General features: G+C 70.6%; 13 protein-coding genes. 7 read left to right on the top strand and 6 right to left on the bottom strand.

Annotation, left to right across the window (positions count from 1 at the left end):
- Window positions 1-64: 64 nt before the first annotated feature.
- Window positions 65-1114, bottom strand: coding sequence for a cyclase family protein (locus ACWDEW_RS01395; protein WP_450508459.1), 1050 nt, complete (start codon window positions 1112-1114; stop codon window positions 65-67).
- A gap of 72 nt (window positions 1115-1186) precedes the next feature.
- On the opposite strand from ACWDEW_RS01395, the gene ACWDEW_RS01390 reads away from it, so the two are divergent.
- The 3 genes from ACWDEW_RS01390 to ACWDEW_RS01380 are packed head-to-tail and all read left to right on the top strand — an operon-like array spanning window position 1187 to window position 3646.
- Window positions 1187-1381, top strand: a complete 195-nt coding sequence (locus tag ACWDEW_RS01390) for a ferredoxin (RefSeq protein WP_019071312.1) — start codon at window positions 1187-1189, stop codon at window positions 1379-1381.
- A 59-nt stretch (window positions 1382-1440) separates the two neighbouring features.
- Window positions 1441-2682 (top strand): cytochrome P450, encoded by a 1242-nt coding sequence (locus tag ACWDEW_RS01385; RefSeq protein WP_450508457.1) that lies wholly within the window; start codon window positions 1441-1443, stop codon window positions 2680-2682.
- Between the two features lie 46 nt (window positions 2683-2728).
- Entirely contained in the window at window positions 2729-3646 is a 918-nt protein-coding gene (locus tag ACWDEW_RS01380) for an SDR family NAD(P)-dependent oxidoreductase (protein WP_450508455.1), read from the top strand.
- 55 nt (window positions 3647-3701) lie between these two features.
- On the opposite strand, the gene ACWDEW_RS01375 is transcribed toward ACWDEW_RS01380, so the two are convergent.
- From ACWDEW_RS01375 to ACWDEW_RS01360, 4 genes are all read right to left on the bottom strand, one after another.
- Window positions 3702-4430: a class I SAM-dependent methyltransferase gene (locus tag ACWDEW_RS01375; protein ID WP_450508453.1), complete on the bottom strand. Its 729-nt coding sequence runs from the start codon at window positions 4428-4430 to the stop codon at window positions 3702-3704.
- Between the two features lie 181 nt (window positions 4431-4611).
- Window positions 4612-7113 carry a SpoIIE family protein phosphatase gene (locus ACWDEW_RS01370; RefSeq protein WP_450508451.1) on the bottom strand — a complete coding sequence of 834 codons (2502 nt, stop codon included), beginning with the start codon at window positions 7111-7113 and terminating at the stop codon, window positions 4612-4614.
- A 150-nt stretch (window positions 7114-7263) separates the two neighbouring features.
- Window positions 7264-9654, bottom strand: a complete 2391-nt coding sequence (locus tag ACWDEW_RS01365; RefSeq protein ID WP_450508449.1) for an MFS transporter — start codon at window positions 9652-9654, stop codon at window positions 7264-7266.
- Between the two features lie 166 nt (window positions 9655-9820).
- Window positions 9821-10264, bottom strand: a complete 444-nt coding sequence (locus ACWDEW_RS01360; protein WP_450508447.1) for an SRPBCC family protein — start codon at window positions 10262-10264, stop codon at window positions 9821-9823.
- A gap of 178 nt (window positions 10265-10442) precedes the next feature.
- On the opposite strand from ACWDEW_RS01360, the gene ACWDEW_RS01355 reads away from it, so the two are divergent.
- From ACWDEW_RS01355 to ACWDEW_RS01340, 4 genes are all read left to right on the top strand, one after another.
- Window positions 10443-11489: an Rv2578c family radical SAM protein gene (locus ACWDEW_RS01355; RefSeq protein WP_450508445.1), complete on the top strand. Its 1047-nt coding sequence runs from the start codon at window positions 10443-10445 to the stop codon at window positions 11487-11489.
- 191 nt (window positions 11490-11680) lie between these two features.
- Entirely contained in the window at window positions 11681-13261 is a 1581-nt protein-coding gene (locus ACWDEW_RS01350) for an alpha/beta hydrolase (protein ID WP_450508443.1), read from the top strand.
- Window positions 13262-13326: 65 nt separating this feature from the next.
- Window positions 13327-13725, top strand: a complete 399-nt coding sequence (locus ACWDEW_RS01345) for a RidA family protein (protein WP_450508442.1) — start codon at window positions 13327-13329, stop codon at window positions 13723-13725.
- Between the two features lie 42 nt (window positions 13726-13767).
- Entirely contained in the window at window positions 13768-14304 is a 537-nt protein-coding gene (locus ACWDEW_RS01340; RefSeq protein WP_450508441.1) for an N-acetyltransferase family protein, read from the top strand.
- Between the two features lie 17 nt (window positions 14305-14321).
- Here the strand turns inward: ACWDEW_RS01340 and ACWDEW_RS01335 are convergent, their stop codons facing one another.
- On the bottom strand, window positions 14322-14897 hold the full coding sequence (locus ACWDEW_RS01335) for an adenylosuccinate lyase (protein WP_450508439.1): 576 nt from the start codon (window positions 14895-14897) through the stop codon (window positions 14322-14324).
- Window positions 14898-15069 lie beyond the last annotated feature (172 nt).

Genomic DNA, 15069 nt, shown 5'->3' with positions numbered 1-15069 from the left:
GCAAGCGGTTCCACGACGGGAAGGGCCCCCAGAGACTCTGGGGGCCCTTCCCGTCGTGGCGCTGTCAGACGGTCGCGACCGGTGTCAGCGGGCTGCCCTGGGTGCCGGGCAGGTTGAGCGGGGGCGCGGTGAGCAGGAAGCGGCTGCGGTCGTGCTCGCGGAGCCAGGCCGCGAGCTTCTCCAGGTACCACAACTCGCCGAGCGGGACGCCGAGTTTGAAGAGGCAGAGGTTGTGGATCGGGAGCAGCGAGTGCGGGGTGTTGTCCTCGGGGCCGACGCCGACGCCCTCGACGGCGTAGTTGTCCGAGATCAGCGCCGAGATCTGCGAGTCGGCGATCCACTCCAGCAGCGCCGGGTCGAACGCGTCGAGGTAGGAGGCCGTGGTGTGGATGCCCACGGGGTCGGGGTTCTTGCCCCAGGCCATCACGGCGGTGTCGAAGCCGGTGTGCAGGAGGAGCATGTCGCCGGGTTCGACGACGATGTTGTCCGCCGCCGTGATCTCCTGAAGGGTCTTCAGGTTGACCGGCTGCCAGGTGTTGCCCAGGTGGTGGGGGAGGTCGATCAGGACGCCCCGGCCCTGGACCCCGTGCTCCGCCATGTGCTCCAGACCCAGGTGGCGGGCGAAGCCGAGGGTGCCGCTGCCGTCGCCCTTGGCGTCCTCCTGCGGTCCGACGATGTCGACGTCGGCGCGGTAGCCGTTGTAGTAGACCGCCTCCTCGACGCCGTCGCCGTCGGCGTCGAACTCCTGGCCCTGGTGGGCGAGCGCGTCCCACTGCGTCGAGTACTGGAGCCAGAGGGTCACCACGTCGTCGGACCAGACGTCCCTGAGGTGCGGCGAGAAGTGCTCGCGCGCCTTGATGTTGTAGAAGACGTCCTGCTTGTGTTCCAGGTCCTCGGTGGGCCGCAGGATCGGAGGGTAGCGCCGCTGGTTCAGCTCGCTCCCGCCCGGATAGTCGAGCGGCAGGCTCAGGCTGAAGCTGATGCCGTGCTCGACCTCGCGGACCCCCTGGAGCACCTTCTCGGGGGTGAGCAGGTTGATCCGGCCCAGTTCGTCGTCCTCGCCCCAATCGCCCCACGTAGAGCCCGGCGGACGCTGCTTCCAACGCTTCGTCATGATCACGCCTCCTTCGGCGACAGTCCCCGTTGACCAGCCGCCCGCATGCACTGAACGATCAGGAGAGTTGTCATGAAGGTTGTCGTCGACGAGGACAAGTGCGTGGCCGCCGGGCAGTGCGTCGCCGCCGCGATGGACGTGTTCGACCAGCGCGACGAGGACGGCATCGTCGTCCTGCTGGACGAGAACCCGCCGGCCGAACTGGCCGACGACGTACGGAACGCGGCGGCGGTGTGCCCCGCACTGGCGATCCGCATCGAGGAATGACCCCACCCGCACTCCCGCGGCCGCACTCCCCCACCTCACCCTCATCTGGAGGAACCACCATGTCCGAGGCCGAGACGGAACTCGCCGCCCCTGACGCGGAGCTCTTCGACTACCCGGGCGCGCGGGACCGCGGCTGCCCGTTCGCCCCGCCGGCCGGGCTGCGCGCCCTGAACGAGACGGCGCCCGTGTCCCGGGGACGGCTCTGGGACGGCAGCACCCCGTGGCTGGTGACCGGGCATGCCGCGCAGCGCGTGATCCTGTCCGACCCGCGGGTCAGCTCGAACGACAAGCAGGCCGGGTTCCCGCACCCGAACCAGGCCATGGCGGAGAACGCCCCCCACCACCCGCTGACCATCTTCAACGCCGACGGCGCCGACCACACGCGGATCCGCCGCATGATGACGGCCCCGTTCACGCGCAACCGCATGGAGAAACTGCGGCCGGAGATCCAGCGGTTCACCGACGAGCTCATCGACACCATGCTCACGGGCCCTAAACCGGTCGACCTGGTGGAGGCGCTCGCGCTGCCGCTGCCCTCGCTGATGATCTGCGCGCTGCTCGGAGTCCCGTACGAGGACCACGCGTTCTTCCAGGAGCACGCCTCGCTGGCGACCCGCAGCGACAAGACCGCCGAGCAGGACCGGGCGGCCATGGAAGCGCTGGGCGACTATCTGGCCGGGCTGCTGCAGAAGCGGATGGAGGAGCCGAGCGACGACGTCATCTCGGACTTCGCCGGGCGGATCAGGGCGGGCGAGGTCACCCTGCCCGAGGCCGTCATGCTCGGCATGATCCTGCTGATCGCCGGTCACGAGACCAGCGCCGGCATGATCACCCTGGGCACCGCCCTGCTCCTGCAGAACCCGGACCAACTCGCCCTGCTGCGCGAGACGGACGACCCCAAGGCCGTCGCGGGCGCGGTCGAGGAGATCCTGCGCTATCTGACGATCCCGGCCCTCGGCCAGCGGCGGATCGCCGCCGAGGACATCGAGGTCGAGGGCGTCACCATCAGGGCCGGCGAGGGCATCGTCGTCCCGCTGCCCGCGGGCAACTGGGACCCGGCGGCCTTCCCCGAGCCGGAGAAGTTCGACATCACCCGCGAGGCCCGGCACCACCACGCCTTCGCCTGGGGCATCCACCAGTGCCTCGGCCAGCAGCTCGCCCGCATCGAACTCCAGGTCGTCTACGGCACGTTGTACCGCCGGATCCCGACGCTGCGCCTGGCCGTCGGCTTCGACGAGCTCAGGTTCCGCAGGGACGACGCGCTCGCCTACGGCATCCACCAGCTGCCGGTCACCTGGTAGCCACCCCACGCGATCCACGCTTTCCCGCACACAACTGGAGTCACCCATGAGCGAGTTCGGCTTCGAAGGACGCGTCGCCGTCGTCACCGGCGCGGGCCGTGGCCTCGGCCGCGCCTACGCCCGTCTGCTGGCGGAGCGCGGCGCGAAGGTCGTCGTCAACGACCTGGGCGGGTCGATGGAGGGCGAGGGCTCGGACGCCGGACCCGCGCAGAAGGTCGTCGACGGGATCATCGCGGCGGGCGGTGAGGCCGTGGCCGACACCCACGGCGTGTCCACGACCGCGGGCGGCGAGGCCGTCATCGGCACCGCGATCGACAGCTTCGGGCGGATCGACGTCCTCGTCAACAACGCCGGGATCATCCGCTACGCGGGCCTGCCGGAGATCGAACTCGACAACCTGGAACGGCACTTGGCCGTCCACCTCCTCGGTTCCTTCAACACGATGCGGGCCGCCTGGCCGCACTTCGTGGAGCAGTCCTACGGCCGGGTCGTGCTCACCACGTCCAGCGGCATGTTCGGCATGGACAACAACCTGTCCTACGCCGCCGCGAAGGCGGGCACGGTCGGCATGGCGCGCAGCGCGAAGCTGGCGGGCGAGCCGCACAACATCAAGGTCAACCTGATCGCGCCGGCCGCGATGACCCGGATGGGCGGCGGACCGGAGGAGGAGCCCGCCGAGGCCGCGGAGGGCATGCCGTACATGCCGTCGTCGGCGGTGGCGCCGATGGTGGCCTACCTCGCGCACGAGAGCGTCCCGGTGAGCGGGGAGATCTACACGGCCGGTGCGGGCCGGTTCGCGCGGGTCTTCCTGGCCTCGACGGAGGGGTACGCGCACGAAGGGGGCGCGGTCTCCGTCGAGGACGTCGCGAAGAACTGGGACGCGATCAACGACGAGAAGGGTTACTACGTGCCCGCGGACCTGATGGCGTGGTCCGGGTCGTTCCTCAAGCACCAGTTCGGATAGGGCCCGTCTGACGGGCGGGGGGAGGCGGTGAGCCGCCCCGCCTCCCCCTGTCGCCTCACGTGGTCGCGCGGCCCGCGATGTGCCACTTCGACGGCAGTTCGATGCGGGCGCCGTCGGCCCTGAACTCGGTCGTGATCAGGGGGAGTTCACCGCTCGCGAGGATGGCGAGGCCGGCCGCGCGGAGGAGTTCGGGCACCTCGCCGTCGGCCACTTCGCCAGGGGCGATACCGTGGCGGAGGATCGGGGCGAGCTTCGCGGGCGGCCCCTCCGGGTCCTGGGCCAGGCCTCCGATGATCGGGCGGGCGGCCTCGGCGAGTTCGACGAGGAAGACATGGCCGCGCTCCCCGACGAGCGTGGCGATCCCCTCCACCAGCGGCTGCCGGTCGTCGGGGTCGACCTGGTGCAGCACACCCCTCATATAGACGTTGGCGTCGCCGAGTTCGGCGTGCAGCGTCTCGACCTCGGTCTTGTCGGTCGCGTCCAGCAGCCGGTAGGTCGCCTGCCCCGCCGGGTCCGCGTGCCGGGCGTGGTCGATGGCGGCAGCGGACAGGTCGGCGCCCACGACGTGGTTGAACCGGTCGGCGAGGAACCGGGTCTGCGTACCGTTGCCGCAGCCGAGGTCGATCATCTGGAGGCCGGGGTCCCGCAACTTCGGTTCGAACAGGGCGAGATGGAGTCCCACTGTCTGCGTCGGCGACGCGTCCCAGAAGACGGCCCCCTGTTCCTCGGGCGCCTCGCGCCAGAAACCTTCCCAGGCGTCCCGGTACCGACTGGTCACGCTCATGCCCAACTCCCCAGGATGCAAGGCCGTTCCGTCGTAAGTGACGGGCCAGTACGGTCTATCGCGCCCGGGTCCCGCTCACAAGCAGGCGGCGCATTCCTTCACCGCTCATTCGACACGTGTACGCCGATGTGCGCCCCGTGCGCCCCCGCGGTCACCTGCGCTTCAGTGGCGAGTCGGGGCTTCAGCGACGGGGCAGGGTGAGTTCGAACCAGACGGTCTTGCCCGCGGTGGTACGGCTGGCGCCCCACTCGCGGGCGAGCGTGCCGACCACGTGCAGTCCGCGGCCGAACTCGTCGCCCGGGCCCGCGCTGAGCAGGGTCGGCAGGGTGGGGTCGTCGTCGTCCACCTCGCACAGCAGGGTGTCGCCGCGCACCAGGCGCAGTTCGATCCGGCGGCCGTGGGAGTGCCGTACGGCGTTGGTGACCAGTTCGTCGGCCAACAGGGCGGCGGTGTCGGCGAGTTTGGCGAGGCCCCACTCGTGGAGCTGTTCGCGGACCACCGCGCGGGCCCGGCCCGCCTCGGCCGGGTCGAGGGCGAGCCGCCATTCGGCGACGTCGTCCGGCTCGATGCCGTTCAGCCGCGCCATCAGCAGGGCGACGTCGTCCTTGCGGCCACCGCGTGTGTTGAGGGAGCGGATGATCGTGTCGCAGGCGTCGTCCATGGACGCGGCCGGATGCGCGGCCGACTCGCTCAGGGTCGCGAGTCCTACGCCGATGTCCTCGCCGCGCACCTCGACCAGACCGTCCGTGCACATCACCAGCCGGTCGCCGGGGTCCACGCGCACGCTGACCGCCTCGAAGGGCACCCCGCCGACGCCGATGGGCGCGCCCGTGGGCAGGTCCAGCAGCTCGCTGCGGCCGTCCCTGGCCCGCACGATCACCGGCGGGATGTGGCCCGCGTTGCCGATGTGGAGTTCGCCCGCGATCGGGTCGTAGACGACGTACAGGCAGGTCGCGAGGTAGGTGTCGCCGAGGCGCTGGGCCAAGTCGTCGAGGTTGCGCAGAAGTTGGGCGGGCGGGAGGTCCATGGCGGCCATGGTCTGCACGGCGGTGCGCAACTGGCCCATCATGGCGGCCGAGTTGAGGCCGTGGCCCATGACGTCGCCGACGACGAGCGCGGTGCGGGCGCCGGGCAGTTTCACCGAGTCGAACCAGTCGCCGCCGACGCGTCCGAGCAGCGTGCCCGGCAGATAGCGGGTGGCGATGTCGCAGCCCGCCATGCGTGCCGGGATGTGCGGCAGCATGCTGTCCTGGAGGGTCTCGGCGACGGACTCCTGGTAGGTGTACATGCGCGCGTTGTCGAGCACCAGGCCCGCGCGGGCGGCGAGTTCGGCGCCGGTGACGCGGTCCATGTCGTTGAACTCGACGCGCTCCGGGTGGCGCAGCAGGATCATGAAGCCGAGGACGACGTTGCGCGCCTTGAGCGGGACGACCAGCATGGAGCGGCCGGTGATCAGCGGCCGGATGTCGCGCTTCTCGAACTGCGAGGCGATCATGTGCCCCATCTGCTCGCTGATGCGCGGCACGAGGACGGGGTCGCCGGTGGTCATGCACTGGAAGAACGGCGTGTGCGCCGGGAACGGCATGGCCTCGCCGACCGGTACGACGTCGTCCCAGCGGCCGGGTTCGTCGGTGTGCTCCACCGCGACCCGGTGCCACATGGTGGTGGTGTCCGGCACACCGTCCGGGAACCCCTCGCCGGCGACGACCTGTTCGCGCAGATAGGTGCCGGCGACGTCCGTGAAGCGGGGTACGACGGCCCGGCTGACTTCGAGGATGGTGGTGGCGAGGTCGAGCGAGGTGCCGATGCGTCCGCTGACCTCGTTGAGGAACTCCAACCGCTCGCGTACGGCGACGTATTCGAGGTCCTCGCGCTCGTCCACGACCTCCTCGGGCACGGGCAGGCCCTCGGCGACCGCGAGGGCGGCCCGCTCGCGGCGCGCCTTGCGCTCGGCGCGGCGGGCGACGCCCCAGTCGGGGGTCACGGGCACCCGCTCGTTCTGGCTGAACTCCAGGACGGGGTAGCCCAGTTCGAGGACCTGGGCGACGATGCGGGCGCTCTCGTCGACACTCATGCTGGGCAGGATCTCGGGGAGCCTGCGGGCGAGTTCGTCGGCGCCGGGGAAGTCGGTGTGGTGCGCGAAGCCGGGTGCTATGCGCTCGAAGGCGCCGTCCGCCTCGGGGAGGTCCTGGCGCAGGCCGTCCGCGTCGGCGGCGAGCACGAGCAGCCGCTCCCGGCCGGGTCCGACCAGCGGGTACGCCCACCACAGGACGTCCACGCGATCGCTCCCTGCGCCTTCGGCCGGGAGGACCTCCGTCTCGCTTCGCCCGGGCACGGTGAGGCGGGCACGTCCGGCGGCGGGGTAGGACAACTGTCCGTCGAGGGAGGACTCCAGGTTCGGGCCGAGACCGTCGTAGGACGCGAACGCGCCGTAGGAACCAGTCTCTTCGTCGTCGGGCAGGGCGCCGGAGACGGGGAGCAGGTCGACCGCCGACTGGCCGATCGCCTCTTCCTTGGTGGTGCCGAACAGCCGCCGGGCGCCCCGGCTCCAGTGCGAGACGAGTCCGTCGCGGTCGACGAGAATCACAGCCAGCGGGATACGGCCCGCCGCGGTCTGTTCGCTCACCACGTCGTCCCCGGCTCCGCGGCCGGGAGGCGCCTCCCGCTCGGTGCCACGGTCCATGGCCCAGGCCCTCTCTCCCCACGGCTCCGCAAGATCTGTGCCGCCACCCACCACGCTACGGGGACGGCCGGTGACGATGTGCGGCATTCCTGGAATTGGTTCCACCCAATCCGCACCGGCGTGCGCCTGCGCGCCCTGTGGGGCAGGGGGTCAGTCCTCGTGGCCGAGTTGCAGATCGCGTTCGGTGCGTCCCCCGCCCGCCACCTGGAGCACGGTGGCCACGGGCGGATACCCGGCGGCGATCACCGTGTACTCGCCGGAGGACAGGTCGACGAAGCGGAAGGTGCCGTCGGGTCCGGTGGTGAGGGTGTCGACGACGTTGCCCGCCGCGTCGAGGAGCGTCACGCGCGCGTCCTCGACGGGCCGGCCGCCGCTCGCCCTGACGGTGCCGCGCAGCACGGCGCCGCCGGCGAGTTCGACGTCCTGGCGGGTCTCGCGGGAGGCCTGCACGCTGACCGGGAGCGCGGCCGGGCGGAACGCGGGCGCGCTGGCCGCGAGGGTGTACTCGCCGGCCACCAACTCGCTGATCACATAGCCGCCTTCGCGCCCGCTGCGGGTACTGGCCACCACCTCGCCGTGCACGTTGGTGAGTGTCACGGCGGCCTCCCGCACCGGTGTGCCGTCCGCGGTCAGCACACTCCCGGCGAGTCGTCCGGCGCCGCCGAGGACGACGTCGAGTTCGACGGGCCGCTCCCCCACGGTCACCGACACCGCCTGCGGCTGGTGCCCGCCGGCCGCCGCGATCAGGACGTACGCCCCGGAGCCGGGTGTCGACAGTGCGTACCGCCCGTCCGCGCCGCTGGCGCCGCGCCCGATCTGCTGTCCGGAGACGTCGATGAGGGTGAGCGCGGCCCGGGGCACGACGGTCCCGTCGGGGTGCTGCACCGTGCCGCAGACGGGGATTCCGGGGGTGTACGCCGAACGGGCCTGCGGGATCGGCGAGTTGAAGGGTGCGGCCTCGGAGGTCTCGGCGGGGGCGTTGTGGGACACCAGTGGTTTCTCCTTGAGGAAGAAGGCGATGAGCAGGCCGAGGGCGAGCACCGGCACCAGATAGAGGAAGATCCGGGGCATGGCGTCGGCGTAGGCCCGGATGTAGCTGTCGCGCAGCGCCGGGGGCAGCGCGTGGACGAGCTGCGGGGTGATGGACTCGGGGTCGGGGAGGCCAGCCCCCGCGCGCGTGGGGAGGCGGTCGCGCAGCGCGTCGGTGAGGCGGTCGGCGAACAGGGTGCCGAAGATCGCGGCGCCGACGCTGCCGCCGATCTGCCGGAAGTAGTTGTTGGCGCTGGTGGCGGTGCCGAGGTCGGCGGGCCGTACGGAGTTCTGCACGGCGAGGACGAGGACGGGCATCACCAGGCCGATGCCGGCCCCGAGGACGGCCATCCAGACGCTGTACTGGAGCCGGGAGGTGTCGACTTCGAGCCGGGACAGCAGCCACATGCCGAGCGCGGCGAGGGCGCTGCCGAGGATCGGGTAGATCTTGTACCGGCCGGTGTGGCTGATGAGTTGGCCCGAGATGATCGACGCGCCGACGATGCCGCCCATCATGGGCAGCATGAGCAGTCCGGACTCCGTCGCGCTCGCCCCGTCGACCATCTGGAGGAAGGTCGGCAGATAGCTGGCGGCGCCGAACAGCGCGACTCCGATCACCAGGCCCACCAGGGCGGTGACGTTGAAGACGGCGTCCCTGAACAGCCGTAGCGGGATGAGGGGTTCGGGCGCGAAGCGCTCGGCGACGAGGAAGAGGAGCGCGGCGGCGACGGCTCCCGCGCCGAGTCCGAGGATGACGCGCGAGCCCCAGGCGTACTCGGTACCGCCCCAACTGGTCAGCAGGACAAGGCACGTCGACGCGGCGGCCAGCAGCAGCGCGCCGAGGATGTCGAGGCGGGCCCTGGCGGTGGGCTTCGGGAGTTTCAGTACGACGGTGACGACGGCCAGCGTCACCACGCCGAAGGGCACGTTGACGTAGAAGCACCACCGCCAGGAGAGGTGGTCCGTGAAGTAGCCGCCGAGCAACGGGCCCGCGACGGAGGCGAGTCCGAAGGTGGCGCCGATCAGGCCCATGAAGCGGCCGCGCTGCCGGGGCGGCACGATGTCCGCGATGATCGCCTGCACACCGATCATGAGCCCGCCCGCGCCGATGCCCTGCACCGCGCGGAACGCGATGAGTTGGTCCATGGACTGGGCGCGGCCCGCGAGCGCGGAGCCGATCACGAACACCGCGATCGCGAACTGGAACACGCTCTTGCGGCCGAGGAGGTCGCCGAGTTTGCCGTAGACCGGCAGTCCGACCGTGGAGGTGAGGAGGTAGGCGGTGATCGCCCAGGACATCCTCTCCAGGCCGTGCAGTTCGCCGACGATCTTCGGGAGCGCGGTGGCGACGATCATCTGGTCGAGCGCGGCGAGGAGCAGTGCGAGCATCAGCCCGAGGAACACCAACCGCACGCGGCGCGGGCTGAGTTCGGCCTTCTCGACAGGTGCGGGGACCGGGGTCTCCGGGGGCGTCGAGGGCCGTTCGTCCTGCACCAGAGTCGTCCCGCCCACGTACCGCTCCCCTCGTCGCGCCTGCCGCACAATTCCCGCTTTGGGCGACAACTGTGAACAAGCGTGACGAGTTACGGCGTACGCCCGGCTCGAACGGAGATCCACCCGAACCGGTGAGGGAAGCCGTCAGGGCCTCAACGCGCCCTGGAGGCTTCGCCCTTGGGACCTACTTCTCGACCTCGGTGGCGAGCTTGTCGAGGACCATGTCGTAGATGCGGCCGAGGCCCTTGGGGGCGAAGGTGCGCTCGAAGAAGCCGCCGATGCCGCCGGCGCCGTTCCAGGTGCTGGTCACGACGACGCGGGACTTGCCCTCGCCGGCCGGGGTGACCCGCCAGGTGGTGACCATGGTGGAGTTGCGGTCCTTCTCGACCAGTTCGCCGTCGGTCGGCTCGCTGACCTCCAGGAGGCAGTCGCGGACGCGCTTGCTGGTGGCCTGGAGCCTCCAGTGGACGAGGGTGCCCTCGCCGTCGCCGCCCTCGCGCACCTCGTACTCGCTGAACTGCTCGGGCAGCAGGTTCGCGCGCGTGCCGGTGTAGTCGGCGAGGGCGTCGAACACCTTCTCCGCGTCGGCTGCGACGACCCGCTCGGTGGTGGCCTCGACCTGCGCCATTTCGTTCCTCCAGGACTTGCGTTCTCGGGGTCGGGGCAAGCCAACCACCCCCGCGCTCGGTCACCCAAATCGGGGTACCCCAGGGCGTCGGAAGCGATCAGGAGTGATGAGGAAGTTCACTTGCGTCGTAATTCGAACAAGTGTTTCACTCTGGGGGCAGGACTACCGAGGAGGCGTCATGCGCTGGGAAAACCTCACAGTGGAGTCCGACGGCCACAGCCGGACGGCCGACGTCGCGCTGTTCGGCGCGGACGCGGTGACCACCCGAACCTTCGACACGCCCGAGTTCCGCGGGATCACCTTCCACGAGGTGCGGGCCCGCTCGATCATCAACCGGGTGCCCGGGGCGTCCCGTATGCCCTTCGAGTGGACGGTCAACCCGTACCGGGGCTGCTCGCACGCGTGCGTGTACTGCTTCGCCCGCAAGACCCACAGCTACCTGGACCTCGACACCGGCCTCGGCTTCGACTCACAGATCGTCGTCAAGGTGAACGCGCCGGACCTGCTGCGCCGCCAGCTCGGCTCCCGGCGCTGGCTCGGCGAGCACATCGCGATGGGCACGAACGTCGACTGCTACCAGCGCGCGGAGGGCCGCTACCGGCTGATGCCGGGCATCCTGAGCGCCCTGCGCGACCACGCGAACCCCTTCTCGATCCTGACGAAGGGCACCCTGATCCTGCGCGACCTGGACCTCCTGGTGCAGGCCTCCGAGGTCACGGAGGTCGGCATCTCCGTCTCGGTCGGCTTCACGGACCCCGCGCTGTGGCGCACGGTGGAGCCCGGTACACCCTCCCCGGAGCGGCGCCTGGATGCCGTACGGACGCTGACCGAGCACGGCATCGACGTCGGCGTCCTGATGGCCCCCGTGATCCCTTTCCTGAGCGACCACCCGGCCCAACTGCGCGCCACCGTAAGGGCGATAGCCGCCTCCGGGGCCACCTCGGTGACTCCCCTGGTGCTGCATCTGCGGCCCGGCGCCCGCGAGTGGTTCATGGCCTGGCTCGGGCAGCACCACCCGCATCTGGTGCGCCGTTACGAGCGGCTGTACGCCGAGGGCGCGTACGCCCCGAAGTGGTACCAGCGCCGGATCACCCGTCAGGTCCACGACCTGGCGCAGGAGTACGGCATCGGTCCCGCGCGCGCGGGGATGCCGCGCCGGATTCCCGAGCCCGTGGAGCCGGACGACGAGCCGGTGAGCGGGCCGACGCAGCTCTCGCTGATCTGATGGCGCTTCTTCAAGAGCTGATCCGAAGGCGCTTCTTCGTGAGCTGATCCGAGGGCGTTCGAGCGCATCCGGCGGCCCAATTGGGTCAAGTATCGGCCGAACAGGTTCTTCCGCCCCGGCTTTTCGGGACTATGCGGCGAGGACCGACCGCGAGAACCGCGGTCGGCTGCCTCTCCGTCCTGGGAGGACTCATGAGAAAACGCGCAGCCGTACTGTGCGGTGCCGCCGTCGTCGTGGCCGGGACGGTCACCGCTCTCCCCGCCGACGCGAGCACCACGCATTCCGCGACCACCGTCCAGGCGGCGAAGCTCAGCTGGAAGAGCTGCGCCACCACCAACTATCCGACGCTCCAGTGCGCGAGCGTCAAGGTGCCGCTCGACCACGCGAATCCGCACGGCAAGCAGATCACGCTCGCCCTGTCCCGGGTCCCGCACACCGCGAAGACGTACCAGGGCCCGCTGTTGGTCAACCCCGGCGGCCCCGGCGGCAGCGGACTGACCCTCGCCGGTTTCGTGGCCTCCTCGCTGCCCAAGGCGGTGGCGTCCCAGTACGACGTCATCGGCTTCGACCCGCGCGGCGTCGGCAAGAGCACCCCGGCACTGGACTGCAAGCCCGGTTACTTCAACCCGGTGCGCCCCGACTCGGTGCCGAGCACCCCGGCGCTGGAAAAGGCCAACCTCGCGCGCGTGAAGTCCTTCGCCGCCGCCTGCGGCACGAAGTACGCGAGCGTGCTGCCGTACATCAACACGGTCAGCGCCGTGCAGGACATGGACTCGATCCGCGCGGCACTCGGCGCCAAGAAGATCAACTACTTCGGCTACTCGTACGGCACCTACCTGGGCGCCGTGTACGCCAAGCTCTTCCCGGAGCGCGTGCGCCGCCTGGTCCTGGACTCCATCGTCGACCCCACGGGTGTCTGGTACGACGACAACCTCGGGCAGGACTACGCCTTCAACGACCGCCACCAGGCGCTCATGGCGTGGATCGCGAAATACGACTCCACGTACAAGCTCGGCACCGACCCGGCCAGGATCGAGGCCAAGTGGTACGCGATGCGCAAGGCGCTGGCCAAGAAGCCGGCCGGCGGGAAGGTGGGCGCCTCCGAGCTGGAGGACACCTTCATCCCCGGCGGGTACTACAACGGCTACTGGCCCTATCTCGCCGAGGCGTTCGCGGCGTACGTGAACGACAAGAACCCCGATCCGCTGGTCGAGGCGTACGACAACTTCGCCGCGATCGACGCCTCCGGGGACAACGGGTACAGCGTCTACACCTCGGTGCAGTGCCGTGACGCGTCGTGGCCGCGCGACTGGAACCAGTGGCGCAAGGACAACTGGGCGGTCTACGAGAAGGCGCCCTTGATGGCCTGGAACAACGCCTGGTACAACGCGCCGTGCGCGTTCTGGCCGACGAAGTCCGAGCAGCCGATCAACATCGCCAACGGCAAGCTGCCGCCGGTGCTGCTCTTCCAGGCGACGAACGACGCGGCGACCCCGTACGAGGGCGGCGCGACGGTCCACCAGCTGCTGGCCGACTCCAGCTTCGTCGTCGAGCAGGGCGGCGGGAACCACGGCATCACGCTGAGCGGAAACGCCTGCCTGGACAAGTACCTGGCGACGTATCTGAGCGACGGCAAGGTGCCGCGCAGTGGCGGCGAGGTCGACGCGGTGTGCCAGAAGACGCCGGACCCGAAACCGCTGACCACGGCGAAGTCGGCGACGAGCACGGCACACGGTTCGACGCTGCACGGCTTGCTGGGCTTCCGCGGCTGAGTCCCGCCGGACAGCCCCCGGGGGCGGGAATCCTCGTTGTCAGACCCATGGTCCACCATGGACGCATGAGTGAACTGACGAGGATTCCCGCCCCCGACGGCGTCGCCCCCGCGACGGCCTACACGCACGTCGTCATGGGCACCGGGCGCTTCGTGGCGATCTCCGGTCAGCTCGCCCTGGACGAGGACGGCAAGGTCGTGGGCGAGGGCGACCCGGCGGCCCAGGCCCGCCAGGTCTTCGAGAACCTCCGCCGCTGCCTGGCCGCCGCGGGCGCCGACTTCGACGACGTGGTCAAACTGACCTTCTTCGTCACGGACATGGCCCACCTGCCGGCGATCCGCGCGGCCCGCGCCGCCCACATACCCGACGACCGGCTCCCCGCCGCATCGGCCGTGCAGGTCGCCGCGCTGGTGCGACCGGAGTTCCTGATGGAGATCGAGGCGTTCGCGGTGATCGGCGAATAATCGGGGGCCGGCCCGGGAGCCGAGTCCTTAAGGTGCCGATTCATGGACGACGCCGCCGAGCCCCTTCGGATCCGCCCCATGGTCCTCGCCGACTGCGACCGGGTATCCGAAATCCGCGTCCTCGGCTGGCAGTTCGCGTACCGGGGCCTCATGCCTCAGTCCTTCCTGGACGCCCTCAGCGCGAAGGACGACGCCGAGCGCCGCCGGGCCCGCCTCGCAGAAGGCGACGGCAGCGTGGTGAACCTGGTCGCCCAGCGGGGCGAGGAGATCATCGGCTGGGCCGCCGTCGGACCGTACCGGGACGGTGAAGTCCGCACCGGGGAAGCCGAGTTGTACGCGATCTACCTCGACCCGCGCCATCTGAACACCGGCGCCGGCCGGGCCCTGATGCAGGAGGCGCTACAGCGGTGCGCGGCCCTCGGTCACGACCGCGTGTACCTCTGGGTGGTCCGGGGCAACGCCCGTGCCCGCCGCTTCTACGAGCGGGCGGGCTTCCGGGCGGAAGGGGCGGAGGAGCCGTACGAGGTGGACGGGGTGCTGGTGCCGGAGATCCGGTACGTCAGGGAGCTGACGCGTTGAGGCGGTGACCAGTGGGGTCACCGCTGCCGTGGGATCCGCCCCAGCGCGTGCACCGCCGCCTCCGCCAGTGCCGGGTGGGCCAGGGCCTCGTTCAGGACCGGTCTGGCGCGGGGATCGCCCAGTTCGCCCAGGCCCTGTACACAGGCGAGGGCCACACGGCGGTAGGGGTCGTGGGGGCGCAGGCGTCGCTCCAGGGTGGCGATGAGGGCGGGGACGGATTCGGGAGCGCGCAGGTCGGCCAGGAGCCGGACGGGGTGCAGGGCGTAGGCGACGCGGAGTTCGTTGGTGGCGAGGGCCGCTGCCGCGCGGGCCGTGCGGGGATCGTCGAGGCGGGCCAGGGCGTACGCGGCACAGGCGCAGCGCGGTGGGTCGCGGTGGTTGAGGAGCAGGACCAGGGACTCGAAGGCCCGCCGGTCGCCCGCGAGGCCGAGCCGGAACGCGGCCAGCTCCCGGGCCCAGAGCGGTTGTCCGACGGCCGTGAGCACCTCCGCCAGTTCGTCGAGGTCGTCGGTCGACACAAGTCGCTCGTACGGCGCCGCTCCTCTCGACTCCTGCCGTAAGCGCTCCGTGAGTGATCGCAACTCTTCGTCCATGAAACCGAGCCTATGGGGTCGCGGGACGGACGGGACCTACATCACAAACTCCGGGGGCTGGCGCGCTCGTTACCCACCGGTTAAGCTCAGACGAGCGAGTTACCCACTCGCGTATCTCCTTACGGTGGCCTGGTGACGCAGCCACCGTGAGTGCAGTCGGTTCGGCACCTCG

The sequence above is a fragment of the Streptomyces sp. NPDC001100 genome, assembly GCF_053598575.1.
The sequence above is the reverse complement of the archived record's forward strand: the minus strand, read 5'-3'. Positions and strand labels throughout refer to the sequence as shown.